We start from the raw sequence: 25850 nt of genomic DNA, 5'->3' as shown, positions 1-25850 counted from the left end.
GTCCAATCGGCGGGGTGGCGGATAGCCGCGCACCCCAGAAACTGACTTCGCTAACTAGGCTCGCAATTGGTCTCCTTTGCGATCTTGCAGTAGTCACTGTATCAACATCATCAACGAAGCAAAGTCGCGGTGGTCTGCGGCTTTCGTGACATCCTCTAACGTATCCAATTTGGGCAAACGTCGTGAGCGAAGCTCTTGAAAGTCGAAGCGATCTTATCAAAGCCATCCATTCCTCGCGTGGGATGGCGCACACAAATCGCTCTCACCAACGAACGTTCACGCTCAACATATTTCGGATGAACGCCCAGGAACTGATCGGAATCACGCGCCGCGTGAACGATCCCGATGAAGGCATTCGCCTAATGGCGGTGGCCAACCGGGAAGCGGGAAGCCAGACCCATCGTGAGGTAACGCGTCGCGTCCACAACTTCGTGGCAGCGGCGCTCACACTTGTCGAGCACACGCGCATATTCATGCGCGAGCACTACAGCGAAACGCCAATGCTGGAGCGCTATCAGGCGAGGGTTGACGCGGACTTCAAGAATCAGCCGCTCGCGAGGTTCGTCCAGGATCTGCGCAACTACATCCTGCACAATGGGTTGCCAAATTCCGAAATGTACATGAATTTCCAATCGAACGCCGATCAGCCCGGAACCGGCACGCTCGAAACCGGCATTCACATCAGGTCGGCTCCCCTACTGGAGTGGCGCAACTGGTCGGCTCCGGCTCGAATATTCATCGAAGGCTGCGGTGAGTTCGTCGATATTGGAACTATTGCTGAATCCTATACTGGCAACGTCTTATCCTTTCATGGCTGGCTACAGCGTTGTCTCGATCAAATTCACGCGGCCGATTTGGATGAGTTACGCACCCTGGAAGGCGCCCTCAACCAGCTTGACGCAGCCGCGAAGCCAGCTCCATCGGTACCGCCCGAAACGAGCGTCTCCTCCGGCGATGGTGCCGATGGGCCGGAGCAGGATTTTTCTTTTGCGCCGGACCGAGCCGCTTCACTGGACGCGGCGGCGAACGCACTCTTGCACAAAGTAAGAAAGATCCAGCTCGAGGCGCAGCACGGCGATGGATTCCCGAGCGAGCGCCCGCCCAGCGCAACCCTCACCGACCATGAGATGCTCTCGGTCCCTCTCGTCTGGGCGACTGACGTGGAGAGCCGGCGCGCGTTTGTATTCATCTACAAAGACGGCGCCCAGTTTGGACTCGACGAAGAGGCGTTTGCCGAAATGCAGGCGTTGACGGAAAGTGTTTTACGGTCGGATTGGGCCAGCCGAACGCTGAGCCGCCGGTTCCTGGAGAAGACGGCCATTAAATGGCTGCAAGAAAGCTACGAGGTGGAAAACACAAAGAGCCTCGCCGAGACGATAGCGAAAGAGGGCCGCAAAGCCGTCCGGTCGCTGGAGTTGTGGGCCCCCATTGCCAACCTCGAAGTGCAGAACTCGTTCCCCGTCGGCCCCGCCGAAGTGGCGACCATAACAAGGGCCATGATCGAAAAGCTGGAGTCGGAAGCGCTCGGCTCTGCGCCGCAACAGCGCGACAGCATCGTCGGACTATTCAACAAGCTGCGTCAAAACATGCAGGGCTTAGCTGCGGTCGTTTTCAAATTGGACGCGGAAGCGGATAAGATCGAGGAAGACGGTGCAGCCATCGCTAGGATCGTCGTAGCGTTTCTACGGTTCTTCTCGCCGCCTGCGGTGCATTTTCCAGCAGGTTCTGGTAACGCGCTGCTTGGATCGGAGCTGGTTCCAATGTCGAACCTCTTGGTCATCGGAGATGGGACTTTTTCCTACAAGCAGGCGATGCTTGTGCCGAACGCGCCCGGCTGGCGAATATCTGAAGAGACATTGAAGCAAATTAGGCCCGGTCTCGACGCGGTCGGAGCGCTCGTACGTCCGGAAGGACTAAGCGAGTTTGCACTCGCCGTCAGATCAAGCTTGCTGCTGTTCAGCACAGGCACGACATTCGCAAGTCCAATAGAACGATTGAGCTACACCCTGTCCGCAATAGAGGCATTGCTGTTGCGGCATTCTGCTGAGCCGGCCGAGTTCAACGTGGCGGATCGAATGGGACTGTTACTAACTCGGGACGGGAAGAAACGAGAAGAAGTCGCGCGAAATATCCGCGAGGCGTACCGGCTTCGGGGCCGCCAAGACGTCTCTCCTCTCTTTCCGCGCGAAATGGGTTCCGTAGCAACGTTCGTTCGACGCGCTCATCATGTGATCGGTACTGCCCTTGGCAACTTTGTCACATTTGGGACTGTGTCAGAGTTTATTAACGCCGTAGAGGACCTTAGAAATCAGAGTGCCAGTACATCGTAAATGAAACTAAGCGCGGCCAGAAACCACACTTAGTTTGTTTTGCTCAGATTGCTGGCGGCACCGGTCACTGGCCGCGCCAATGACCCGCTCATCTGCTAATTTTAGCTTTGGAGCGTAAGCCTCTTGTACAGATCAACCATGCCCGGAAGTGTTTTACGAAGTCTGTTTGCGCAGCGGATTGCTCCATCGCTTTGTCCACGCTCCGCAAGCTCCTCAATAAGCTTCTTCAACTTGTCATCGAGGTCATAATTTGGCGCGCTAGCCTCAAGCATTCTTTCCAATATCTCCGCCGTGGCTGGCGGGCTCGTATCGACCAAGCGAGCAAGCTCTTCGACCATTGCATCCGTTGCGTAATCATTGTGGACATGAGGAACGATGGCCAAAAGCCGCCGCTTCGCGTTCTCGTCTAACGTGTCGACATACTCGACGAGGCGGCCCAGCCGCGCCAAAAGCTGTTGCGGCACCTTTGCCTGAGACGAACTCCACGAAAGACACTGATCCCAGAACGCAAGTATTTTTTCTTTCTGCTTAACGGTCAGCTTGTCTCCGCGAACCCTCCAAAAGAAGCTCGCCATAGTTTCGAGATCGTCTGCGCCTCCCGAAAACACTTTCTGTATTACAGGTGAATTTAATTCCTCGTCATCCCACAGATAGGCAAGCGACACCCATTCAACGATTCGCTCGCGACCATGCCGATCTTCGAGCTCTACCGCCAATCCGTCAGCAATTACGTTGGCAGAGGCCAGCAATTGGTAAACCGGCCTCGTCGGCTTTGCATAAGCCAAACCGCCAACTGCCACCTTGAAATTGTTAGGGTAAGTTGCGGCGGGAAATAGCGCACCGACATTGTCGGCGAGCCAACCGCGACTCATGAAGTCCAAGTTAGCGATGTAAGAGGCTGACAGCGTTGAAAAATCATAGTTCGCGCCGCAGCATTTTCCGATCTCTGCGTCGAACGCTTCCTGGAGCGAGGTCCACGCCTTTACTGTTGATTTCGACGTCAGATTCTCAAGTCTACAGACGCGTAGCGCGTGATTGTACATCGCGCTAATCGCGCGTCCTTTTTCTGTGTTGAGAGCATGCGTCATGGGATCATTTAGGCTTAGCTCGCTTTCAGGCGCTCGGTCGAGCAACGTTCTTATGATTGCCCATCCCTGAGGAAGCAGATTGGGAGGATATGCCGTCTTGTCATCGCGTGTTCCGGCCTCCAGGAAACTAGCAATAAGCGCTCTCATCCAACCGTTCGTCGGCACCAAATCCAGTTTTTGGTGTTCGTCCGACGGCTTCCAAAGATCCGGCGCGGCTACGCATTTAGCAAAGAACGCGATCAACTTTGGCCAAGCGTCACTCCAATCAAGATTTGGCTTGGGTTCATTTGACGGATCAAAAACTCGCTTGAAGCCCTGAATAATTGCATGCTGATAGGCGACCTTCGCTTCGTGAAACGTCTCTAAGAGCGGCAGGAAGACATTGGGCTTGGCCGCGACTGCTCCTTCGAGCGCTGCTACGAGGCCTCCCGTAGTCGGCCCTTTCCACGAGCCTGTCTCGATGAAGCCGTTGAGCCGATCGACAAGCGACCCGTCTTCCGCAAAGGCAAGCAATAAATCCTCTCCGAATGGAGCTGGCCCGGGCCCCCCCCAAGACTCGTGATAGGCTAAGAAATCGGGATGGTCACTTGACGGACCAAGCTCTGGATCGCTTGAGAGCTGGGAGAACCAACCGGCCACCTCGCCATGACTCTTGATCGATGAAAGCCATTCTCTCTGCGTGAACTTGAGTCGGCGACTAGACTCATCACCGGTTGACGGCGGCGGCAACTTACGAATCGATTCTAGCACTGAGCTCTTACCCGCCGCAGTAAGCTCTCCAAACCGAAGATTGAGCAGACGATACAGTTCATGCCGCTGTCCAGACGAAAACAGATCGGCTGTGACGACGGCTTCAAACGCGTCGCGCAACAAGTCGAAGTGCTCCGTCACAGCGTGCAAAGCAATACGTCGAATTATTTCCGATTGATCCTTTAAAGCGTGAGCTACAAATACGGTAGCCACCTGCGGTTCAGACCCCAGCCAACCGTCTAAGGAGTCTCGCATACCCTCCACAAATCGATTTTCGGCTCCGTGCCAATCGAGATTTTGTTCACTCGGTTCAATTGAAGGACGCCAAAGCGAGCTACCATAGCTTCTCCGCTTGTCAGAAAAGATCGCTCTCAGGCCATTCTCGAAGATCGATACTGCATCGCGCCCCGCCTTCTGACCGAGCTCTCGCGCGTAAGTGTTCAACATTTCCTTGAGCCAGTAATCGTCAACCAGCGTAACCAACTCCTTTGATCGACCACGACGTTCTTCGGAAGACCACTCGAAGGCCATACACTCTTCGATAACCAAACAAGCCTTCTTGATGTCCTCCGTCGTGCCGCTAGCGAAGAGATTTTTGAGCAAACCTTTGCCCAGCGAGTATCCGATCATTCCTTTATCGTACTTAGAAGCGATCCAAGTCCGGATTAGCTTCAGATCATCTAGCTTGATGCAACGGACTGGGAGAACGCCCAAGATATCTGCGAACCTAAAGTACGTCTGGTAGTTATCCGTCGGCTCGCCGCTTTCTGAATCTCGAAAATTGGTTACGTCTCTGATCACGCAGAGGACTTTTTCGCTCAGTGTGTCGTCGTTGGTCTCACCCGCGCGTTTGGCAACGGCCTGCAGATAAGTGACCGCATGCCATATGGGAATGTGCACGAAGCCCGGGTTCGTCGAGGGCTCTGGACCTCTGTTCTTGACAGGATCAAAAAAGCCGCGTGACCGCACGGCATCAAAATATTTCTCAGGCTCTCCACGCTTAACGAGAAGGTCGAAGCCATGCTGGGCAAATTCATCGCCCTGGCTCATCATGTCGAAGAAAGACTCTAGTTTGGCTGAAAGACCGTTAGTCAAGGAGGTCCTCCATATCTGCTTGCTTTTGGAGAGCAAGCGCTGACTTCGCGGGCATTATATTGCCGAAGTGTTCAAGCACCTCGATGAGCTGAGCCCAATCACGCTGATCACGACGAAATGGAAGCAGCTCGATATCGCACTGAGCGTAGTACTGGGTCATGCTTCGCATAAGCTCATATTGGTGCGCGAAGAACCCTTGCAACATGAAGTGTCTTGCTTGAGGCGGCCCCGAGCTGGATTGTTGTCTAGCTTTTTGAACGACGTATTCGAGGATTTCGAGGTCCTCCAGTCCATATCCGACGAATAGAACGGTTCGTCGCTGAAAGAGGAACTCCAAGAACGTCAGTGTTCGATTTTCTCGCGTCGGATCGTCTGACCGTCGATCGTTTGCGTATCGCTGGATGTAATCTCGCGTGGTCATGATCATTCCAGGCGATTCGTAAACGGAGCCATGGAGATGAAGAAACACGCAATTATCTTGGGCTAGATTGGCGGCAGTAAAATCATTGACGTCAATAATCCGACGCCTGGCCCTGGGCGTTGCGGCAGTGGAATCGGCAACGGGGGCCGCATCCTCAACAGATACTTCGGTATCTACGATTTCAGTATCAAGCCAAGAGTCATAGTTTGTCGTGACAAAAGTCTTCCCGAGTTTGCCAAGGCTCCGATAGACCCGGCGCCCGACTACGTTGCTGGAATAGTCGTCCGACTGAATTAACTTCGCGTAGTCAATCTTCAGTCCGTGTTCGGCCTCAATCGCGCGGGCAATCGAAAGCTTCATGCGCGGCGTCAGGTGTCGAATTTGCTCATGTTGGCCATGGTTGAACTTTTCTGCCTTGATGCAAGCGCCTAACGCATCGTCCGCGAGCTTGGCCCATGATGGGCAACCGCCGAGTATCGAGACGCCAGCCCCCACGAAAGGGACTAGCGTTCCGCGCTGCGCAGCGTCTCTCAATCCTGGCGGGATGGTTGGAACCAGTGGGATTTCATCGCTCATATTTGCGTTCGGTAATTGAATCAGCGTTGCCCATTATAGGACGTCCATAGTTTAGCCTGCTAGGCGCTCCCCAATTGATCGACGTCCTCGCCTTTCTCACGGACCCTTTTTGAAGCTCCAATCTGCTCGTCGCTGAGGGTAGCGATGACTGCATTGCGGTCCATGGCCGGGACTAAGCAGAATTAGCGCTCGGTCGGCTGCCTTATCACCTTGACTCTTCGTTCTCGTTTCGTTCTATTGGGTAAAATCCCAGGTTTGGCCATGCCCACACTCGAATACGTCCGCTCCGAGATCGAGCGCATGCGCGCGCAGATTGGACGGCAGCGCAAGGAAATCCTCCAGCTTCAACGGGCCGGGATAGGAACGGCCTCGGCTGAAGCTCTTCTAGCCCGCATGCAGGCGAAGGTGGATCATCTCGTTGTTCAACGCGACGAGATGAAGAAGGCTGACCCGCCTGGGACCAGAAAGCGAGTGCTAGGAGGACGGAAGTGGTAGCTGAGAGGCCCAAGTATTTTTCAGACATGCAGGACCCACCGGACTTTCTGAAGTCGCTCGACCAAACTCGCCGGCTATCCACTCGGGAGGGTTGGTGCAGGGCGCATATTGAGGCCATCCAAGTCGCGATTGACCAGTATGCGGAGGCCGCCATGGGCAATCGGGAGTTTTTTTCTGAACAAGCCCTACGGCATCGGTCAGACCCGCAGGAACGGCGACATTCCCTAAGCATTGTCTTGCGTGGGTAAGTTGAGTTAACTGCCCACCGTCTGGCCCCAACCCGGCGGCGGGTATTTGTGTGAGTAGCGTGGCGAGGCGTACCAACCCGGCGATGCCGGGGTTCATTAAACCCCAGCTCGCGATTCTCAAGAGCAAGGCTCCCTCGGGCGAGCAATGGCTCCACGAGATCAAATACGACGGCTACCGCACGCAATTCCACATCGACGGTGACGACCGCAGCGCCTTCACCCGCAACGGGCTGAATTGGATCAAGCGGTTCTCCGTCATTGCTGGCGCCCTCGACGTCCCTGGCCAAGCCATCATCGACGGCGAGGTAGTCGTGGTCCACGAGGGCCGGACCAACTTCTCCGAACTACAGGCCGAGCTAGCAGGAGGCCGTCAGGATCGCTTGTTGTTCTACGCCTTCGATCTCTTGTGGCTCGACGGCAAAGACTTGCGCAGAGCGCCGCAGGTTGAGCGTAAGGAGGTCTTGAAGGAGCTGTTCGAGGAGCAAGGCATCGAAGCTCCGGCGCTCTACAGCGAGCACCTTACCGGTGACGGCAATGAGTTTTTCGAGGCGGCAAGCAAGCTCAACTACGAAGGCATCGTCTCCAAGAAGGCCGACGCGCCGTATCGATCGGAGCGGACTGAAGCTTGGCTTAAGGTCAAGACGGTCCAGCGCGAGAAATTCCCTGTAGTTGGCTTCGTCAAGGACCCCTCCGGCGTCGCCGCACTCTACCTCGGCAAGAGGGATGGCAAAGAGCTGCGCTATATGGGGAAGGTCGAAAGGGCTGGAGTCGGACGAAGTCGGCGGAGATCCGTAAGGCGCTAGGTACCGTTGTGAGCCCTAAGCAAAAGCTCACAAAGCCTATCAGGAAGCCCAAGGCAACGTGGGTCGAGCCGAAGTTCTACGCTGAGGTCGAGTACCGGGACATCACTTCCGAAGGGTTGTTGCGGGCCAGCTCTTTCAAAGGCCTCACGCGCAAATAGGAACAGTGGCCTGTGCATGACGTTTTCAAGTCATGTACAGGTTCAGCGTCGTAGAGGACTCTTTCAACATTGACTGGGGCTTCCTAGAGAAGTCTGGCGAGCTGCGAGAGGCTGACGCTTCAACTGAGTTTCTGGTTCGGTTTAACGAGGATCAGATCCGGTCCGGCGAGCGGCGCCCCATGATGATCGCTAACCGCACGATCAACGCCTATCGCGCGAAAGCCCCGCCGACAATATCAGTCGAACAAGGGCAAGTGGTATGGATTGCCTGATACGGCTGCCGCCGTGCGCACCATCAAGGACAGATTAACCCGATGCGTCGACCTTCTTCAGGTCTAATGCTCACATCATCCACGATGGCAGCAAACCGACTAACCACCGGGTCAATTGAACGACGAAGGCCCTTCCGGGCCTTTCACGTTATGGGGGAAAGCCGCCGAAGTTTTCTGGCCTGGCTTCGCCGGCTGCTTCAAATATCTTCTCGAAGAAGCGCAGTAGGAATTTATCAATGGCGCCTTGCTCGATCACATTGAGAAGGGCCTCGTGTTCAACGGAATCCTTAATCATCTTCGCGATGCCGCTGCCGGGACCTCCGCTCCAGGCTATGCGTCTGCCCTTCACGCCGACCGCGCCAGCCACCATCTTGATTGGCACCTCGACACCATACTCACGGGTCATACAATCAATGTAGTATGGAAGGCATTGCCGATAGAGCCGTTCTACCTGATCAATCAGCAGATATTGATATTGACCGCTCTCGCCATGCCGAAGGATATCGGCGTTGAGGCCCCAGATCTCACCATTATGGAAATGCTGCGTGACATTATCAACGTTGTTGGTGTGGCCTGCGGCTTCTGACATTGCAGCGCCCCACTCGTTGGCCAGCCAAGAATAGCTGCCGCCGAGTGAGAAAGAAGCATACCGGCTCGCAGTCTGGTTCAGCACCGCGTGAGAGAGAAGCTTAGGCAGATCTTTCGTAGGGCTGAGCTTGAGATAGAAAACCTTCTCGAACGGCATGACGGGTTGGGAATTATCTCGCCGCGCCCCGAGTGATTGGTCCTTGGCAAACCAAAGTGCCGGGGGTCGAACCGGAACTGTTTCTTCAAACTTTGGGGCAGCTCCTGCTGGTTTCTGCTTGAGAAATGGCCGCAACCCCTCAACGAGAGCATTGATAAGTTTCTCTGAGGCTGCCTTGATGTCTTCCTTCGAGGCTCCGTCGGGCAAATTGTATGTGAACGGCCAACGCTTCTGCTGGATATCGAATGGTAATGTATCGACTGAGCCGTAAGCGAGATTAAGCACCCCGATGCAGCGCTCCCAGCCCCTCGACTTCAGCGCATATCCCAGCTCAATCGCGACGTTTGGATTCATCACCGGCCGCAAGCCGACTTCATTGCCGTCTTTGTCTTTCTTGGATGGTGAAGTCGCTACAGGCGTCAGGTCCGCAACAAAGGCCGCAGACGCATCAATCTTAGCAAATATTGATGCCGCGATGTCTGGCATGCCCGAGAGACCCTTGGTGTCGTGGTCCAACTCCAGATTGACACGCCGGTCGGCCTCTGAAGGTTCCTCGACATCCTCTGCCTGCTTCAGCTTCTTGATTGCAGCCTTCAGGGCGTCCCGCACGAAATAATGCGAAATCTTGGGATCATAGTCCGACAGCCAGGACCAGAATATCTTCATCGCCCCTCCCCACCGGGGGCTTGCCACTTTCCTCCCCCAGTTGTGGATGACCTTAGCCAAGCCAATTGGAAATAAAAGGAGGCAGCCCGTGACCATGGAGCCAGGTAGCCAGACCGACCGCTACAGCAACCAGCCCGGTCCACCAAAAGGATCGAGGTTTGGCCGCCTTCATCGCGAGCCAAAGCAACAAGGCGCCGAGCCATGGTCCATAATTCTTGCTAAAGTCGCCGTTGCGCTTTAGCACCTCGATCAGATTTTCATTCCTCAATTCCTGGTCAGACACTGCCCGACCTCCTGTTTGTCAAACTAGCCCCGCGACCTACCTGCTAAGGGCATATGAAGAGTTGCTTCTCGAAATCCGCGATCATGACTCGCACATGATTCTCCAATCGGCCCTTCGCCCCCCCTGGTTATCCCCACATATAGCACCCAATGCGCAGATGTTCCCGATTCGTTCTCACGACACGAGACCACTGTTTTGCCCGACGACACAAGTTAAATTTCTGATTTTTAGAATTTTCCTTCTAATGATTTGTTCGGAAAGACACGATGCGAAGGGCGCCAGTAGAAATCTCTGGCGCTGCAGGCGCGATTTCGATTTGCCACATCTCAAAGCCCCTCACTGACAAGCGTTGACAGGCGGACCTATGTCCGCATAATGCGGACACAACTTCGCTGATCGGCAGGCAGGTCTTGAGATTTTAGCGACGATCTAACCGAACCCCAGGCAACACGTTCAAACGGCGTGCGAACGACTGTGCGCTACGATCAACCTTCATAAAATTCAGAATGACTGCTGATCGCTTTCACAAGGCACTGACTTCATTACGTTGGACGCAGCGATGTCTCGCGGCGGTTCTTGAATGCGATGATCGTTTGGCGCGACGCTGGGCGTCCGGTCAGGCAAAGGTCCCGCCTAGCGTCGCAACATGGCTTGAAGCGCTAGCAGAGGCGCATGACTCGCTGCCCCCCCCGAAGAGTTGGAAGAGACGATCGATCACATAACAGACGCCCAGGCAAATTATGACCGCTTGAAAATGTCCTAGCACACAGCACGGCTTTCATCCGGCACCTGCGAGGCGCTGGCAGAAGCAGTCGAATCTAACGCAGCACCTTGGAGGAAATATATGCGGCTCTATCTATGGCGGCGCGAGCCGCACCACTCCTGGGTCATCCGGGGCACGGACGCCCAAGGGAACGAGATCAGGGAATCTACAAAGACTACTAACAAAGCGGCGGCGGAAGGCATCCTGACGAAGCGCGAGGCCGAGCTTCTGAATGAAGTCGTCCACGGCAAGAAGGCCGTGGTGACATTCGATCAGGCGGCCGAGTCCTATTTGGAGAACGGCGGCTCGCCGCGCTTCTTGGGGACGTTCGACGAAGAGACCGGCAAGTGGTCCGGCCTGATGTCGCATCTGATCGGCACACCGCTGAAGGACATCACGCAACCGATGATGAACGACATCGGCAAGGCGCTCTATCCGAACGTCCGGCCGGACACGCTCAACCGCCAGCTATGGACGCCGTTCATTGCGGTGTGGTCGCACGCCGTCATAATGGAGTGGGCGATACCGAAGAAATGGATCAGGCCGAAGAAGCCGAAGGGGACCAACGTCGAGAGTTTCGGGCCGAAGCGCGTCGGCTCCTATCCGGTGCCCTACGGGATCGCCTGGGACTTCATCAAGGGCTTGGGCGTCGCCAACCAGACCGTCTTCACGATCCTCTTCTACACCGGCATGCGCCCCATCGAACTGTTCGTCATGAACACGACGCAGGTCAACGTGCCCGGCCGCTGGATCACCCTGGCGAAATCCAAGATCGGCGAAGCGCGCGGCGTCCCGATCCATGAGGCGTTGGTTCCTATGCTAACCGACATGGTCGAGAACCGGCCGGGTCGTTTGGTGCGGACCTGGGAGAACGAGCCGTTTACGGTCTATGACGACAACGGCGGACAGATGAAGAAGGGGATCGCCGCCGCCCGGCTGCGGACCCATATCTTCGACGTTGCCCCCTACACGGGCCGGCACACCGTATCGACCGAACTCGTCATCAGGGATGTCCACCCATATAAGAAGGATCAGATCATGGGACACGTCGCCGATGACATGAGCCGTCTTTATACGAGCGTCCCCCAACCGCCGCTGATCGAGGCCATCAACAAGCTGCCGACGATTCAGGAATGGCTCGATCAGGATTGGATGAAGACGCCGGTGGAGCTTGTCGGCCGCCGGGCGAAGACGCTGAAGAAAGCCGAGCGCGAGGCGGGAGTGAAGGCGCTCGCCGAGTGGCAGGCCCAGCGAGCGGCATAGCGCCCTAGCCGCCAGTCTCTGCGATTCCCTTCACCATGCTTTTTAGCAGGTCACGTATCTCGGCAGCTTTCGGTTCATGGAAGTTGCCAAATTCCAAACCTTCGCCGTCGTCAATGTAGATTTTGACGTATCCTTCCGCGAGGGCGTTGACCGAAAGCTTCCGCTGTTGGGGACGGTTCCCCAGCGTGATTTTGTCGTTCCATCCGACCGGGGTCTCGCTCGGCGAGCCCGGCAGAGCGACTGAAATGGTGCCCTCCATTTGCCGCTGAACTTCCTCGAAAACGGGGCGCACGTTTTCCCTGATCCACTTCTCCGCAGTGGCCATCCCGAGATCACGTTCCTGCTTTCTCTGCGCGTCAGCGGTCGCCTTGTTCGCTGCGGCAGCTTCTTTAGCCGCCTTGCCGCTCTCGTAGGCCGCCTTGAAATCTTCTGTCATTGTAATGAGTACCCCTGATTAGGACTAATAGCCTAATATGGGGCCGTGCGACCGAGATGCCAGAGGACGTGCATGGGCCGTGCATCATGCACCGCATCGCGCTCAAGTGATTGATTTTATTCGCGTAAAACATTGCGCCGCACCCTTCACACGGGAGAGGTCCAAGGTTCGATCCCTTGTGCGCCCACCATTCACCTTCCTGAACCATAGTGGTTGCGGACGATCATCGACGCCGGGCGGCGCTCGTCACCCGTCCCATCAAAAATGTCGAAAACAACCCCATGCACAGTAGCCGGCGTCAGTCGGATCAATGGGTTACGCCTTTTCCGAATCGACTTGCTCCGTCGGGCAAAACACCGGCATGATGGCATCATCCGGAGAGCCGAAAATCTGCGGATTGTTCGACGAAGAGAAGAAACAGAAAACAGCGCTGCGATGGCCATGACTGACATACATAGCTGGTCAAGTATATGCATTGACGTCGGAAGAGCGGGCTATGACATCATAGAAGCCGCCGACGTAAAATTTACGGAGGCGGGTTTTGCTGACGAAAAAGCTCTAACCATTGCGCTGCTCGGGCGGACACTGTCCCATCTCAAAGGTGTAATTCTTCTACTTGAAGAACGAAGGATCGTCGAAGCGAGAGCACTGACTCGCTGTTGTGTCGAGAACGCGTTTTGGGTTGCCGGTCTGAGAGAGCAGGGCAACGAGTTTGCGGAAAAGATGCTGGCCGACGAAGCCAAGCGAAAAACGTCACAGACTCAGTATCTATTCGAAAATCATCCCGAACTCGATCCAGCCATACAGGTTCGGCTTCGAACTTGGTTGCAACAAAACGAGAATGCCAGACGCGGGAGAATGCTCAACCCAAAAGCTGTTTCTGAACTGAGCGATGATTTTGGACGCCTTTATTTGTTTTACTCCCAACTTTCATCCGATTCGGGACACCCCAGCATGACTGCTCTCAGCCGTTACGCAATACGGAGCGCTGATGGACAGTTCGATGGCATCGACATTGAGCCCGCCGTGAGCGACGAAGAAATCGATTCGACTTACCAGATAGTTTGCTCAACGGTTCTGACCACTCTGATGGGGTCAATCGAAATTCTGAAGAAGGGCGCAGAATTGCAAGGATTTGCAATTCTCGCCGCCACGCTGCGGGCACAAGCTGTAGCACAGCGCTTCTTAACTTTGGCAGGTGGGACGGCGGAAACAACTGGAACAGCCAGCTAAACCGCCCCGAGATAGCTGACCGCAGCCCCCGGATATAGCGAACGAACTTTTCCACATCTAGGCGGCCCGATCCGGCCGCCAGGCCGCGTAGAGACCGACGAGGGTCCCGATGGCGACCAGCCCTGCCGCCAGCAGCACCTGCAATTCCCCATCATCGGTGGCGCCTACGGACGACACAAGTCTGGTCACGACGACGAACAGAATGCCCACAGAGGCCGCTGCACCCACGCAAAGATGGGCGAGTTCTCGCGCCAGGTTCCGGCCGAGAAGTCCGAGTGCCGTGAAATACATCGCGCAAGCGTTGGGATGAACGAACAAAGCAACGCGCGCGTAAGGACCGTAGGCGTCGAAAAGGGACTCACATCGGCTCAGTGCCGCTTTTGAGGCAACCCGCTGCAAGAACGGTCTGAAAAAACGAGCCTGTCCGTAACTCAGAACGGCCCCCACGATGATGGCCAGCCACGCCACGATAAAAACGGAGACGTCCGCGGGCTTCGGATTGAGCGCCACGGACATCAAAATGAGGGCGGTTCCGGGAAAATAGCCAAAATACGGGAAGACCGACTCCAGGAGCACGCAGACGAACATGAAGACCGGAAACCACCATGAACCGGTCGCACCCTCGACGATGGCGTTCAAGTCGAAGAGGTTCGTCTTGTACAAGACGAGGTACATGCACATGGCCAATCCGGCCAGCGCGTAAAACGGCAACGCTCCCGACAGAAACCGTCTCATCCAACCATCGGGCTTTGTTGCGCGGACACAGCGGAGACCATCGATATCAGGACAAGACAACGGAAACGTATGGATCATGCTTTAGGCGAATGAGATTGCTCCTGTCGATAGCAATCCTCGCCTCGCCCTGCGCGCCCCTACCCAATCGACAAAATCTCGATCTCCTGCGCGCCTGAACCGATGACGTCGCCGACCGCCTTCCCCATCAGCGACTTCGCGACTGGGGCTACGAACGAGATCGACCCGGCCTTTGGATCGGCTTCGTCCTCGCCGACAATGCGGTAGGTTTGCACGCGGCCGTCGGCACGGCTGAAGGTCACTGTGCTGCCGAAGGCGACTGTGTCGGTCGCCTCCGAATTCGGAATAACCTGCGCCGTGCGCAGCCGTTCAGCCAAATAGCGCGCGTCGCGCAAAGGCACCGCCGACTGCCGACGCTTCTCGTTGACGTCCTCGATGGCTTGCGCGGCCTCATAGGCTTCGCGCGCTTCCTGAAGCTGCGTCTGCAAGGCCTGGAGGCCTGCTTCCGTCACGAAGTTTGGATGCGGCGAGATCGGGCGATCCGGCAACAGCGTCTCGGACGCGGTTTCGGCGCTCTCTTCCTTGGTAAAGGCAACGCTCAATTCGAAAATCCTGTCGAACTGTTTCGGGTGACCGCTGCGCCTCCCCGCCGCGATTCACCAACGGGAATCGCGCCGGGCCAACGCCGGTGATTTGACCCCGGATTATATCTCAAGTTCGACGAAACGACGGAGCTTGAAGACGAGATCCGGCATGGCCTGGCGGAACCGTGTTGCATTCTGGAACGTGGTCGAGAACGGCGCGAAGGTGATCATGGCGTTCCAATGCCGGTAGCCGTAGACCGTGACCGAGGCGCCGGTCGCCGGAAAATCCTCGATCTTGCGCAACTCTCCGAGCACGAGCTCGGCGATCGCCTCCGCAGGCAACAATCGCTTGCCATCCGGCGTCGTGGCAATTTTCACCGGTTGCTCGACCGGCGTTACAGCGGCCGGCGCGACGTTGGACGCATCTTCGTGCTTGATCGATGGCGCTTCCGGGATGGACGCCTCAACCGCCTCGAATCCGTTCGTCGGCGCTATTGGTGGAACTTCAGCGGGCGGCGGCGATGCAATGCTGTCTGCGCGCTTGTTGCCTCCAAGGATGCTGCTGATCATCGCCACAAGGCCAGCATCCTTCACGTCATCACTCATTAATCCCCCCGGGGCTTTGGCCTACTCTAGCACCGCTCTTGCAGACCGCCACAAGGGATGTGTGGTCGGGCCCGCTGGCCAGGGCAATCGCATTTGTGGAAAGGCGTGGCTGGAAGCTCGCCTGCGGCCATCCTTCGAGACGCCCGCCTACGGCGGGCCCTCAGGATGAGGTTGCGGTTCGCGGCGAGATATCAAACCCTCATGGTGAGGAGCCCGCGATAGGCGGGCGTCTCGAACCATGCAGGCCGAGCACGTTCGGCAGCTTCTCAACCCTATGCGATAGCCCCCTGGCCAGGGCCGCCTCTCGATGGCACCGGCGGCACAACGGGCTGATCACGTCGCGCCGCCCTGCGATCCGTCAATCCGTCACTGCTTATCGAACGGGATATATTGCTGGTACTGCTTGGGCACCGAGCTGCGGTACCGTGCCGGAACGGTGCCGGTATCGACTGAATGATCGATCTCCTGCTGCCGGGTCATCTTCTTCTTTGCTGGCTTCTTCGACGTGCTCTTCTTCGGATTAGGTGACGGAGTGGAGCTGGTCGCGCCCGGCGCAGGCGTCGTCGCAGCCGGCGCAGTGGTTGTCGCTGCAGGCGCCGTGGTTCCGCCGGCGGCTGGCGCAGTCTGGGCCAGCGCGAGCGGTGTATGCATGATAAGCGCCAGCGCTGCTGTCATAGCCAGCAAGTATGACCTTTGCATCAGAACCTCCAAAATTTCCTGATCCGAATGAGACGAAGCGTAGGCCTCCCGGATCGACGCGTGCAAGTCTGCCCACGATAGGGCGGAGCCCAGCGGCGAACTGTGGCCGAGATCACATCGCCGGCCACGGGCTGCGTCATGATGAGCCTCATCGCGAACGCAACGCACCGCGCCGACCCAAGACAGATCGAACTCCTCCGAGCGTCAGTTCTCGGAACACCAAGGCTCGGTTGAGATTCCCATCCACTCGTTCGCGAAGGAGATTGAAATGCGTCGCACCATTCTCACGCTCGCATCATTCTCAGCCCTGATCGCCGCGACATTCCCGGCGGCTCAGGCCCATGCGGAAAATGACAGATACTGCCTGCAAGGCCGTATCTGGGGCTATCCCGGCAACTGCCAGTTCGCGAGCTATCAGCAGTGCCTCGCCACCGCCTCCGGCACGTCGGCCTATTGCGGCATCAATCCGCGCTACGCGTTCTCGCAGCAGCGCAACTACTGACGACGCGGCGGCGTGCGCGCATGACGGCGGGCCGCCACAATTTTTACGTGAAGACGATCCGCTTCACCGACGGCCCGGCGAATCGACGCCCTCAAAATCGCTTGCGCCTGTCGATGACGAGAATGTTATCCGTCGTCGCTCCGCGAAAAATTTGCAAAGCGCGGCCGCAGCTTGTTGGCAACGCTCCCTACCGGAACACGTCGGAGCCGAGCGCTGTGTGAAGCAACGGCTTGTGGCGTCGCATCGCCAGATCTAGCCTAAAATGCATACCCTGTTTCGATCAACCTTAGCTCTATTCGTTCCGTCGTAGCTTTTCAGGGAGATGTTTTCAATGAGCAGCCGCCACAGCATTGTTCCGCGCGGTCTGAACGCAACACGTTCGCCGCTTTCGCAAGGCCGCTTCGGCCGCATGTTCCGCAACGTCACACCGGCGAAATTCGGCCCGACCGACGCCGACAACATCGCAAACCTTTCGGCGCTGGCCGACAAGATGGTCGCCAGCTTCGATCCCCCGAAGGACGGACCGGACGCGGAAGAGAGCGGTATCCCCGCGCTCTACACTTACTTCGGCCAGTTCATCGACCACGACATCACCTTCGATCCGATGAGTTCGCTGACCAAGCAGCAGGATCCTGACGGGCTCGTCGACTTCCGCACACCGGCGCTCGACCTGGACAACCTCTACGGCCGCGGTCCGAACGACCAGCCCTACATGTATGACGGCATCAAGCTCCTGCTCGGCGAGACAGTGAACGGCACCGGCGTGTCCGATGCCAGCGACCTGCCACGCTTCAAGGGCCGCGCGCTGATCGGCGATCCCCGCAACGACGAGAACAGCATCGTCTCGCAGTTCCAGGCCTTGATGCTGCGCTTTCACAACCGCATGGTTGACGACAATGACAGCCTGTCGTTCGAAGACGTGCAGCAGCGCGTCCGCTTCCATTATCAATACGTCGTGCTGAACGACTTCCTTCCGCGCATCGTCCACGCCAGCGTACTCGACGAGCTGAGGACCGCGGGCCGCTACGATCGCAGCAAGCTCGCCTTCTATCACTGGAAGACTTTTCCGTTCATGCCGGTCGAGTTCTCGGTCGCGGCCTATCGGCTCGGGCACTCCATGATTCGCCCCGGCTATCGACTGAACGATGCAGCCAACATGCTGTTGCAGATATTCCCCGACCCCAACAACCCTGACAAAAATGCGCTGACCGGTTTCCGCGCGATAGGCCCGGGGCGCGCCATCGACTGGGGCCGCTTCATCGATCTCGACACGCGGGCCTATGGTGTCGAGGACGACGATACCAATGCCGACAACAAGAAGCGGCTTCAGTTCGCCTATCGCATCGACACCGCGCTGGTCGACCCGCTGCGCAAACTGCCGCCGGAAGTCGCGTCCAATCCATCATCGCTGGCGCTGCGCAATCTCGAGCGCGGCTGGCGGCTCGGCCTGCCGTCCGGCCAGGCCGTCGCCAGGGCAATGCATCTGACGCCGCTGACGGACGACCAGATCGTGATCGGCAAGGCCGTCGATGAGCCCGGCACGGGTGATCCGCAGACCAAGATCGCGACCATCGCGAACGGCGCGTTTGCCGACAATTGCCCGCTTTGGGCCTACATCCTGGCGGAGGCGCGGCAATTCCAGACCCCCGTCACGATCCCGGCTACCGGCGCGCCTGGCCCCATCAACACGCCGCAGCTCGGGCCGGTCGGCGGTCGCATCGTGGCCGAGGTTTTCCTGGGCATGATGTTCGGCGACGCATCCTCCGTGCTGTCCCTCGACCCGAATTGGGCGCCGGTGACGGGCTCCGGCTTCGCGCTGAAGGACCTCGTAGCCTACGCGCTCGGACAGGGCGATCCCCTGCACTAAGCTTGCGACGGTCGATGACGCAAAGGCCGCCCGCCATGCGGGCGGTCTTGTTGCCGTGAGGCACCTCAATGAGCAGCCTTGAGGCCGACCTCCTCCAGTCGCGCCGCGAACCAGAGCGATAGCGGCTGATCGACAATACCGCCGGCATAGACTTCCGACGCGGTCACATTGTGCTGGTCCAGCACCAGCAGCACGCCGATCCAATAGGCAAACCAGATATCCGCATCGGTCATCGCCATCAGCTTGTGCTGGTCGTGCTCGAGCGAGGTGTGATTGCTTGCCTTGCGGATCTCGACGGCGAGCAGGTTCTTCGGGATCTCGCGCTGATGCACGACGACATCCGGATAGATCGACTTTCCCAGATGATCGTCGGTCGAGATGATGGAGCCGTGCGGCAGAAGCAGCGTGCGCTCGCCGAGCCGGTCGTAATTGCAGTCGACCGACCAGCCCGGGAACTGCCGCTCGAGATAGGCAGCGAAGCGGTGGGTCACCGCCCGCTCGCCGATGTCGTTCTCGAACAGGAATCCTTCGTGGGCGTATAAGTCCTGGAGCGCCGCGATCACCTTGTTCAGCTCGGTCTGCATCGTGCCCCCCGGCCTTCGGCGCCCTGTAGACTGCTCCCCTACATCTGGACTTCGATCAATCGCGGCCCCGGCTCGGCGACGGCTTCGGCCAGCGCCTTGTTGAACTCGTCGGCGTTGGTGACGGCGCGGCCGGGCACGCCCATGCCTTTGGCCAGCGCGACGAAATCGAGCGTCGGCCGGTCGAGGCGCAGCATGTCGTTGGCGCGCTGGCCGGGCTCGCCGGCGCCGACATTGTCGAACTCGCCGCGCAGGATCTGGTAGATGCGGTTGGCGAACACGATGGTGACGATGTTGAGGTTCTCGCGGGCCTGCGTCCACAGCGACTGGATCGTGTACATCGCGCTGCCGTCGCCGACCATGCAGATCACTTTGCGGTCCGGACAGGCGATCGCGGCGCCGATCGAGAGCGGCGTGGAGAAGCCGATCGAGCCGCCCATGTTCTGGAGCCAGTCGTGCGGGGCGGCTGCCGCCGTCGGCGGGAAGAAGCCGCGGCCGGTGGTCAGGGATTCGTCGACCAGGATCGCATTCTCCGGGATCGCGCACGCGATCGCCTGCGCGATCGAGGCGAAGGTCAGCGCGCCGGTCGGCTTGACCAGCTCCTGCAAGGCCTGCGGCTTGACGTCCTTCGCGCTTGCCTTGACCGCGCCGGCGAGTGCATCCAGCGCCGCGACCGAGTTCTCGCCCCAGGAGGTCATGCGATGCACCTCGCAGCCCTCGGGCTTGAGCATGCTCGGCCTGTTCGGATAGGCGAAGAACGCCACGGGATCGTCGGACTCGACCAGCACGATATGGCGAAACTTCGCCAGCATCGGCAGCGCGTTCTCGATCACGTAGTGGATGCGGTCGATCGAGTAGCGGCCGCGGCCGCGCGCCATCTTGGGACGGAAGGTCGGGCCCATCACGGTGCAGCCGGTCTTGTTCGCGATGCGCTCGGCCAGCGCCAGACCCTGCTCGCTCAGCGCGCTGCCGGTCATCAGCAGCAGCGTGCCTTCGCCGTCACCGTGCAAAATCCTGGCGGCCTGCTCGACCGCCTGCGGCGAATAGCTGGCGCGCTGCTGCTCGGCCGGCACCTCGGCAATGCCGTCGGCCTCGTTCCAGGCGGTGTCGGCGGGCAGGATCAGGGTCGCGATCTGCGGCGGGGCGCTCCTGGCGGCGGCAATCGCCGCAGCGCCGTCGGCGGCAACCGATTTGGCATCCGGCGAGGTGCGGACCCAGGACGACATCGGACGGGCAAGGCCCTCGATGTCCGAGGTCAGCGGCGCGTTGTAGCCGATGTGGTAGACCGCATGCTGGCCGACGATGTTGACGATGCCCGAGTTCGCCTTCTTGGCGTTGTGCAGGTTGGCAAGGCCATTGGCGAGGCCGGGGCCGAGATGCAGCAGGGTCGAGGCCGGCGTGCCCTTCATGCGGAAATAGCCATCGGCGGCACCGGTCACCACGCCTTCGAACAGGCCGAGCACACAGCGCATGCCCGGCACGCGGTCGAGCGCTGCGACAAAATGCATCTCGGAGGTGCCCGGATTGGTGAAGCAGACATCGACCCCACCCTTGACCATCGTCCGCACCAGGCTTTCGGCACCGTTCATTCTTCAGCTCCTGCAACCGGCAATGTCCAGATATCCGTCCGATCAATCATTGTTCGCAGCCTTCGTCAAAGCAAGAGCCGGCATTGCGGCCCTGCCCCGCACGACAATGCGCCGGTTTGGCTAACGCTTTTCGGCAGATTGGCATGGTTGCCGATTTGGTAACGCCAATCGCAGGGGATGACGGCGCTCACGGCGCCGTGGCTTGCGGAATGCCTGCAAATATGGCCTCTGGCTTTCGTTGAAGCGATTTTTGTTGGGGGGAAACAATGATCCGGTTTTTTGCCGCGCCGATTGCCGCCATCGCACTGCTGTCGGCCACGGCGGCCGGCGCCCTCGCCGAGGAGTTCGACTCGCGCGACATCATGGGCGGCGGCCCGAACTTCTTCCGCTCCGGCGCCAACCCGATCCCCCGCTCCACCGTGATGTATAACGGCAATTACGCGCCCGGCACGGTCGTGGTGAACACCAGGGAGCGCCGCCTTTATCTGGTGCTCCAGAACGGCCAGGCGCTGCGCTATGGCATCGGCGTCGGCCGCGACGGCTTCCGCTGGGGCGGGGTCCACAAGATCACCGCCAAGAAGGAATGGCCGGACTGGACGCCGCCGTCACAGATGCTGGCGCGCCGGCCGGACCTGCCGCGTCACATGAAGGGCGGCATCGAGAATCCGCTCGGCGCGCGCGCCATATATCTGGGCTCGACGCTCTACCGCATCCACGGCTCCAACGAGCCGGAGACGATTGGCCAGGCGGTGTCCTCGGGCTGCTTCCGCATGACCAATGACGACGTCACCGACCTCTACGGCCGCGTCTCGGTGGGCACCACCGTGGTCGTGCTCGACAACTAGAGCGTTTTCGAGCGAAGTGGATTCCGGTTCGCGTGAAGAAAACGCGTCCGAACAAGAATCTGGAGCCCCGTTCCATCGGAACGGAAATGGCTCTAGACCCGGCGACTGCGGCGGGAACCCGCAGGGCGCGTGAATTTGCGGTCTTGTGCGTCGCTTCCGAATGCGGCAGCGTCGGAGAGCAATGAGCGCATTCTCCCCGCCCTCGTCCGGCTTTCGCATCGTCCTGCTGGCGTTCGTAGCGCTCACCTGCGTGCCTGACATCGCGACCATGGCTGCCGCCGGCGAATTGCCGGCGGTCGCTTCGCGCCAGCGCTCCGAGAAAAAGAGCTTCACCGACGGCGAGATCGTCGAAGGCTTTCTGAAGACTGCGTTCGGCGCCGAATATCACCTCGCCGGTCGTGTCGACCGCATCCGCAAGTTCGACGGACCGGTGCGGGTGTTCGCCGAAAGCGACCGCGCCGATCGCAAGACGCAACTCGCAAGAGTCGTGGCCGACATCGGCACGCGCGTGCAGCATCTCGACATCGCCATGACCACCGCCAGCGAGGCCGCGAATGTGCGGGTGAAGCTGGTGCGCGACCGCGATCTCTACCGCACCATCGCAAGCTTCTACGGCGCCGAGAAGGCGCGCGAGATCCGCACCTCGCTCGATCCGCAATGCCTGTCCGGCTTCCGCAAGAACGACAATTTCGAGATCGAGCACTCCGACGTCATCCTCACGGTCGATAACGGCGATTTCACCTTCCTCGATTGCGCCTATGAGGAGCTGCTGCAATCGCTCGGTCCGATCAACGACACCGCGAGCGTGCCGTGGACGATGTTCAACGACAACGTCTCGATGGGCTATTTCGACGTCTACGACCAATACATCCTCAATCTGCTCTACGACCCCCGCATCAAGCCCGGCATGACCGTGGAGGAGGTCAGGGCGGTGCTGCCCGACGTGCTCGCCGACGTGCGCGCCTTTGTGAAGCGCGTGAACAATCTGGCGGAGTAGCGGCGCCGTCATTGCGAGCGCAGCGAAGCAATCCAGAATCCCTCCGCGGGCAAGACTCTGGATTGCTTCGCTGCGCTCGCAATGACGGAGCACGGTACACCGCCAGCGATCGGCGGCATCGGAACGTTTCGCATGATGAAGAAATCAGTAGGATGGGTAGAGCGCAGCGAAACCCATCGCACTCTCTCCGCAGTGAGGACATGATGGGTTTCGCTCCGCTCTACCCATCCTACGAACTACGGACTGACCGCCCTATTGCACGAGATCGGCAACGGTGGTTGCGGCCTTGAGGCCCGTGCCGGTGAGGACCGCCACCGTGGTCTCGTTCGCCTTGATGGCCCCAGCGCCAGCGAGTTTGTCCAGCGCGGCGGCCGCGCTGGCGCTGGTCGGCTCGGCGAACAGGCCCTGACGCGCGAGACGGCGCAGGGCAGCAACGATCTCGTCCTCGGTCAGCGCCACGGTGCCGCCGCCACTCTCGCGCAACGCGCCGATGATCTCGCGCAGGCGCAGGGGATTTTTGATGGCGGTGCCCTCGGCGATGGTCCTGTTGACCTCGCGCGGCACCGGCGTATCCACGCCAGCCTGAAAACTCGCATCGATCGGCGAGCAATTCAGTGGCTGCGCAGCGAACAGGCGCGGCAGCTTCGCGATCTGGCCGGCCTTGAGCAACTCGCGGAAGCCGAAGGCGCAACCGAGCAGGCTGCTGCCGGCGCCGACGGGGACGATGACATTGTCCGGCGCGCGGAAGCCAAGATCCTCCCAGATCTCATAGGCGAGCGACTTGGTGCCTTCGAGGAAGAACGGCTGCCAGTTGTGGCTGGCATAGAAGGTCTGATGCGACTGGCGGATGGCCTCGGCCTCCGACTCCTCGCGCGGGCCCTCGACGAGCTGCACCGCGGCGCCATAGGCACGCACCTGCGCGATCTTGGCCGGCGACGTCGACGCAGGCGCCAGGATCTTCACGCGCATGCCGCCGGCGGCACCGAGCCCCGCCATCGACGAGCCGCCATTGCCGGAGCTGTCCTCCAGAATGGCGTCAACGCCGACCTGCCGCAGGAAGGACAGCATCACGGAGGAGCCCCTGTCCTTGAAGCTGCCGGTCGGGTTGAACCATTCGAGCTTGAACAACGGCCGCAGGTCGCCCCAATCCTGCGCGACCAATGGCGTGCAGCCTTCGCCGAGCGTGATCGGCTTTGCGATCTCGACCGGCAGCGCCGCCCTGTAGCGCCAGAGCGATCGCGTGCGAGGCTCGATCTCCTCGCGCGACATCCCTGCCCCCGGCGTCACCAGAAGCGGCGTGCGCTCGTCCGAGCACCAGCGCGGCTGGTCCAGCGGATAGAGCTTTCCGTTGCGGGGATCGATGTAGCTGGCGGCGGGCATGGCGTTCTCCGGGACAGAGCCGATCGGGTCGTCGATATGTCTGAATGTGCAGGTTTTATCCAGTCACCTGTTGGGAGGGGTGGACGGCCGATTTGTGCAAGCTGACCATCCCTTTCTTGACCGCATCACCGTCGCAGCGAACGACCTTGCCGAAGGCATCCCTATGTCGAGCTGGACGATCCGCGCATTAGCTTCAGCCGTGGTGCCGAGCCTTCGTTGTTTCGCCCGGTGATCCGGATGCCCCGGGGGGCGACCGGCAATTGATCTAGAGGCGCGGCCGGGCCCCTTAAAAAACACGAATAATTCCATATATATAGTCCGTCGCTCCTTCGGGAACCGCAGTCCAGAGCGGCGCTTTTGCGCCATTCAGGACGGGCACGCCGATACCTATATGAACGGCATCGGCAACGGCCTTGTCGCGCGACGCATTAACTTGTCTGTCGTGGCTGGCCGCTACAATATGTTGGATTGAGCTTGCGTCGCCGATGTTCCTCAACCGGCTACGCGACCGAGCCAGGCCCGTCCGAGCGGCGGGCCGTTGGCTTTTTGGGAGTTTGGTCATGAGCCGCGCGAACCGTACCGACCACATCCGCCTCACCTCCCATCCGGAGCCGGGCAGGAAGGCCGCCTTTCCGATCCACTGGGGCGCCGCGGACGCTCGCTCCCGCGGTCCGGTCATCGGCACGGTATCGCGCGCGCAGGATCGCAACGTGATCGGCAGCCATGGCGGATCCTACGCGATGTACCGGGCGCTCGCCGTCTCAGCCGGCGCGCTCGATCCGATCCGGCGCCCCGACCTCACCAACACCTTCCCGGCGGCGACCATCGGGCCGTTTCCGCAGTGGAGCGATCCCGCCAAGATCGTCGCGCTCGATCCCTGGGGGCATCTCGTCGCCGAAAATTTCCGCCAGGAGATCGCCGAGGGCGCCGACATCAGGCCGAGCATCGCGGTGACGCGCGCGCGGCTGGACCTGCCGGAGATCCGCGAGGCGCTAGCAGCAAAACGCCTGCGTGCCGACGGCGAGGTCGTGCACGCCAACGGCAGTGTGTCGGTCGTGAAGATCGCGATCGATCCGGTCTGGCACCTGCCTGGTCTCGCGCATCGCTTCGGCACCAACGAGACCGAGCTGCGGCGCACGCTGTTCGAGCAGACCGCCGGCATGTTCCCCGAACTCGTGACGCGGCCGGACATGAAGGTGTTTCTGCCCCCGATCGGCGGTACCACCGTCTACATGTTCGGCGACGTCACCAAGCTGCCGGACCACCGCACCAAGATCACCTGCCGCGTGCATGACGAATGCAACGGCTCCGACGTGTTCGGCTCCGACATCTGCACCTGCCGGCCCTACCTGATCCACGGCATCGAGGAATCCGCGCGCGGCGCGCAGGATGGCGGGCTCGGGCTCGTCGTCTACAACCGCAAGGAAGGACGCGCGCTCGGCGAGGTCACGAAATTCCTGGTCTACAATGCGCGCAAGCGCCAGGAGGATGGTGACGCGGCCGCGGCCTATTTCGAGCGCACCGAATGTGTCGCAGGCGTCCAGGATGCTCGCTTCCAGCAATTGATGCCGGATACGATCCACTGGCTCGGCCTGAAGCGCATCGACCGCTTCCTGTCGATGAGCGACATGAAATATGACGCGCTCACCTCGCAAGGCATCGACATCGTCGAGCGCGTGCCGATCCCACCGGAGCTGATCCCGGCCGACGCCTATGTCGAGATCGCCGCGAAGAAGGCCGCCGGCTATTACTCGACCGACATTGCGCCGGAAGAGGACGTGAACGGCGTGGTCGGGCGCTCGCTGGAAAAATACTGATCACG

23 protein-coding genes and 1 pseudogene are annotated in these 25850 nt (G+C 59.4%); 12 read left to right on the top strand and 12 right to left on the bottom strand.

The genetic code is table 11. From position 1 onward, the window contains the following. Positions 1–182: 182 nt before the first annotated feature. Positions 183–2330, top strand: a complete 2148-nt coding sequence (locus tag AC630_RS03950; protein WP_143197794.1) for a hypothetical protein — start codon at positions 183–185, stop codon at positions 2328–2330. A 101-nt stretch (positions 2331–2431) separates the two neighbouring features. Here the strand turns inward: AC630_RS03950 and AC630_RS03945 are convergent, their stop codons facing one another. Beyond that, positions 2432–5263 (bottom strand): hypothetical protein, encoded by a 2832-nt coding sequence (locus AC630_RS03945; protein WP_143197793.1) that lies wholly within the window; start codon positions 5261–5263, stop codon positions 2432–2434. Further along, entirely contained in the window at positions 5256–6260 is a 1005-nt protein-coding gene (locus tag AC630_RS03940) for an SIR2 family protein (RefSeq protein ID WP_074117163.1), read from the bottom strand. Before AC630_RS03940 ends, AC630_RS03945 begins: the two co-directional genes overlap by 8 nt. Before the next feature lie 488 nt (positions 6261–6748). Here AC630_RS03940 and AC630_RS46700 point away from each other — a divergent pair. The 3 genes and pseudogenes from AC630_RS46700 (at position 6749) to AC630_RS46695 (ending at position 7964) form a co-directional block, all read left to right on the top strand. Continuing rightward, positions 6749–6983: pseudogene (locus AC630_RS46700) on the top strand (hypothetical protein). Positions 6984–7062: 79 nt separating this feature from the next. Continuing rightward, positions 7063–7806, top strand: coding sequence for an ATP-dependent DNA ligase (locus AC630_RS03925; protein ID WP_245330252.1), 744 nt, complete (start codon positions 7063–7065; stop codon positions 7804–7806). Beyond that, positions 7791–7964 (top strand): ATP dependent DNA ligase, encoded by a 174-nt coding sequence (locus AC630_RS46695; protein WP_349537942.1) that lies wholly within the window; start codon positions 7791–7793, stop codon positions 7962–7964. The genes AC630_RS03925 and AC630_RS46695 overlap by 16 nt, the downstream gene beginning before the upstream one ends. A gap of 420 nt (positions 7965–8384) precedes the next feature. Here the strand turns inward: AC630_RS46695 and AC630_RS03915 are convergent, their stop codons facing one another. Then, positions 8385–9647, bottom strand: a complete 1263-nt coding sequence (locus tag AC630_RS03915) for a hypothetical protein (RefSeq protein WP_143197792.1) — start codon at positions 9645–9647, stop codon at positions 8385–8387. A gap of 52 nt (positions 9648–9699) precedes the next feature. Further along, positions 9700–9930 carry a hypothetical protein gene (locus AC630_RS03910; protein WP_245330250.1) on the bottom strand — a complete coding sequence of 77 codons (231 nt, stop codon included), beginning with the start codon at positions 9928–9930 and terminating at the stop codon, positions 9700–9702. Positions 9931–10774: 844 nt separating this feature from the next. Between AC630_RS03910 and AC630_RS03900 the strand changes: the two genes are divergently transcribed. Next, on the top strand, positions 10775–11956 hold the full coding sequence (locus AC630_RS03900) for a tyrosine-type recombinase/integrase (RefSeq protein ID WP_074117158.1): 1182 nt from the start codon (positions 10775–10777) through the stop codon (positions 11954–11956). A 4-nt stretch (positions 11957–11960) separates the two neighbouring features. Here AC630_RS03900 and AC630_RS03895 read toward each other — a convergent pair whose 3' ends face one another. Beyond that, positions 11961–12392, bottom strand: coding sequence for a hypothetical protein (locus AC630_RS03895; protein WP_074117157.1), 432 nt, complete (start codon positions 12390–12392; stop codon positions 11961–11963). 435 nt (positions 12393–12827) lie between these two features. Here AC630_RS03895 and AC630_RS03890 point away from each other — a divergent pair, with 435 nt between their 5' ends. Further along, positions 12828–13625, top strand: a complete 798-nt coding sequence (locus AC630_RS03890) for a DUF5677 domain-containing protein (RefSeq protein WP_074117156.1) — start codon at positions 12828–12830, stop codon at positions 13623–13625. A 57-nt stretch (positions 13626–13682) separates the two neighbouring features. On the opposite strand, the gene AC630_RS03885 is transcribed toward AC630_RS03890, so the two are convergent. The 4 genes from AC630_RS03885 to AC630_RS03870 form a co-directional block, all read right to left on the bottom strand. Then, positions 13683–14360 (bottom strand): hypothetical protein, encoded by a 678-nt coding sequence (locus AC630_RS03885; protein ID WP_074117179.1) that lies wholly within the window; start codon positions 14358–14360, stop codon positions 13683–13685. Between the two features lie 137 nt (positions 14361–14497). Continuing rightward, positions 14498–14980 carry a transcription elongation factor GreA gene (gene greA, locus AC630_RS03880; RefSeq protein ID WP_074117155.1) on the bottom strand — a complete coding sequence of 161 codons (483 nt, stop codon included), beginning with the start codon at positions 14978–14980 and terminating at the stop codon, positions 14498–14500. Between the two features lie 102 nt (positions 14981–15082). Then, a complete protein-coding gene (locus AC630_RS03875; protein ID WP_074117154.1) occupies positions 15083–15568 on the bottom strand; it encodes a hypothetical protein in 486 nt (161 codons plus the stop codon). A gap of 366 nt (positions 15569–15934) precedes the next feature. Beyond that, a complete protein-coding gene (locus AC630_RS03870) occupies positions 15935–16267 on the bottom strand; it encodes a hypothetical protein (protein WP_074117178.1) in 333 nt (110 codons plus the stop codon). 268 nt (positions 16268–16535) lie between these two features. Between AC630_RS03870 and AC630_RS03865 the strand changes: the two genes are divergently transcribed. Both AC630_RS03865 and AC630_RS03860 read left to right on the top strand, forming a co-directional pair. Then, entirely contained in the window at positions 16536–16769 is a 234-nt protein-coding gene (locus AC630_RS03865) for a DUF3551 domain-containing protein (protein WP_074117153.1), read from the top strand. A gap of 331 nt (positions 16770–17100) precedes the next feature. Further along, on the top strand, positions 17101–18636 hold the full coding sequence (locus AC630_RS03860; RefSeq protein ID WP_074117152.1) for a peroxidase family protein: 1536 nt from the start codon (positions 17101–17103) through the stop codon (positions 18634–18636). Between the two features lie 65 nt (positions 18637–18701). Here AC630_RS03860 and AC630_RS03855 read toward each other — a convergent pair whose 3' ends face one another. Beyond that, positions 18702–19220 (bottom strand): hypothetical protein, encoded by a 519-nt coding sequence (locus tag AC630_RS03855; protein WP_074117151.1) that lies wholly within the window; start codon positions 19218–19220, stop codon positions 18702–18704. Positions 19221–19258: 38 nt separating this feature from the next. After that, positions 19259–20806, bottom strand: coding sequence for an acetolactate synthase large subunit (locus AC630_RS03850; RefSeq protein WP_074117150.1), 1548 nt, complete (start codon positions 20804–20806; stop codon positions 19259–19261). 266 nt (positions 20807–21072) lie between these two features. Between AC630_RS03850 and AC630_RS03845 the strand changes: the two genes are divergently transcribed. Next, positions 21073–21651 carry a L,D-transpeptidase gene (locus AC630_RS03845; protein WP_074117149.1) on the top strand — a complete coding sequence of 193 codons (579 nt, stop codon included), beginning with the start codon at positions 21073–21075 and terminating at the stop codon, positions 21649–21651. Positions 21652–21832: 181 nt separating this feature from the next. After that, on the top strand, positions 21833–22648 hold the full coding sequence (locus AC630_RS03840) for a DUF2927 domain-containing protein (protein WP_074117148.1): 816 nt from the start codon (positions 21833–21835) through the stop codon (positions 22646–22648). Between the two features lie 252 nt (positions 22649–22900). Here AC630_RS03840 and AC630_RS03835 read toward each other — a convergent pair whose 3' ends face one another. Further along, positions 22901–24028: a threonine synthase gene (locus tag AC630_RS03835; protein WP_074117147.1), complete on the bottom strand. Its 1128-nt coding sequence runs from the start codon at positions 24026–24028 to the stop codon at positions 22901–22903. On the opposite strand from AC630_RS03835, the gene AC630_RS03830 reads away from it, so the two are divergent. Together AC630_RS03830 and AC630_RS03825 are read left to right on the top strand one after the other, a co-directional pair. Further along, positions 24027–24260 (top strand): hypothetical protein, encoded by a 234-nt coding sequence (locus tag AC630_RS03830; protein ID WP_074117146.1) that lies wholly within the window; start codon positions 24027–24029, stop codon positions 24258–24260. The two genes, AC630_RS03835 and AC630_RS03830, sit on opposite strands and share 2 nt — an antisense overlap. Positions 24261–24588: 328 nt before the next feature. Then, positions 24589–25845, top strand: coding sequence for a GTP cyclohydrolase II (locus AC630_RS03825; protein WP_074117145.1), 1257 nt, complete (start codon positions 24589–24591; stop codon positions 25843–25845). Positions 25846–25850 lie beyond the last annotated feature (5 nt).

The organism is Bradyrhizobium sp. AS23.2 (assembly GCF_001908185.1).
Classification (GTDB): Bacteria; Pseudomonadota; Alphaproteobacteria; order Rhizobiales; family Xanthobacteraceae; genus Bradyrhizobium.
Note: the sequence above shows the minus strand (reverse complement) of the source record. Positions and strands in the feature narration are given on the sequence as shown.

Bases quoted from the DNA above. Each gene is read 5' to 3' on its own strand.
- AC630_RS03940 (WP_074117163.1), bottom strand. From the start codon at position 6,260: ATGAGCGATGAAATCCCACTGGTTCCAACCATCCCGCCAGGATTGAGA.
- AC630_RS03915 (WP_143197792.1), bottom strand. From the start codon at position 9,647: ATGAAGATATTCTGGTCCTGGCTGTCGGACTATGATCCCAAGATTTCG.
- AC630_RS03900 (WP_074117158.1), top strand. From the start codon at position 10,775: ATGCGGCTCTATCTATGGCGGCGCGAGCCGCACCACTCCTGGGTCATC.
- AC630_RS03895 (WP_074117157.1), bottom strand. From the start codon at position 12,392: ATGACAGAAGATTTCAAGGCGGCCTACGAGAGCGGCAAGGCGGCTAAA.
- AC630_RS03890 (WP_074117156.1), top strand. From the start codon at position 12,828: ATGGCCATGACTGACATACATAGCTGGTCAAGTATATGCATTGACGTC.
- AC630_RS03885 (WP_074117179.1), bottom strand. From the start codon at position 14,360: ATGAGACGGTTTCTGTCGGGAGCGTTGCCGTTTTACGCGCTGGCCGGA.
- AC630_RS03875 (WP_074117154.1), bottom strand. From the start codon at position 15,568: ATGAGTGATGACGTGAAGGATGCTGGCCTTGTGGCGATGATCAGCAGC.
- AC630_RS03870 (WP_074117178.1), bottom strand. From the start codon at position 16,267: ATGCAAAGGTCATACTTGCTGGCTATGACAGCAGCGCTGGCGCTTATC.
- AC630_RS03865 (WP_074117153.1), top strand. From the start codon at position 16,536: ATGCGTCGCACCATTCTCACGCTCGCATCATTCTCAGCCCTGATCGCC.
- AC630_RS03860 (WP_074117152.1), top strand. From the start codon at position 17,101: ATGAGCAGCCGCCACAGCATTGTTCCGCGCGGTCTGAACGCAACACGT.
- AC630_RS03855 (WP_074117151.1), bottom strand. From the start codon at position 19,220: ATGCAGACCGAGCTGAACAAGGTGATCGCGGCGCTCCAGGACTTATAC.
- AC630_RS03850 (WP_074117150.1), bottom strand. From the start codon at position 20,806: ATGAACGGTGCCGAAAGCCTGGTGCGGACGATGGTCAAGGGTGGGGTC.
- AC630_RS03845 (WP_074117149.1), top strand. From the start codon at position 21,073: ATGATCCGGTTTTTTGCCGCGCCGATTGCCGCCATCGCACTGCTGTCG.
- AC630_RS03840 (WP_074117148.1), top strand. From the start codon at position 21,833: ATGAGCGCATTCTCCCCGCCCTCGTCCGGCTTTCGCATCGTCCTGCTG.
- AC630_RS03830 (WP_074117146.1), top strand. From the start codon at position 24,027: ATGGCGTTCTCCGGGACAGAGCCGATCGGGTCGTCGATATGTCTGAAT.
- AC630_RS03835 (WP_074117147.1), bottom strand. From the start codon at position 24,028: ATGCCCGCCGCCAGCTACATCGATCCCCGCAACGGAAAGCTCTATCCG.
- AC630_RS03825 (WP_074117145.1), top strand. From the start codon at position 24,589: ATGAGCCGCGCGAACCGTACCGACCACATCCGCCTCACCTCCCATCCG.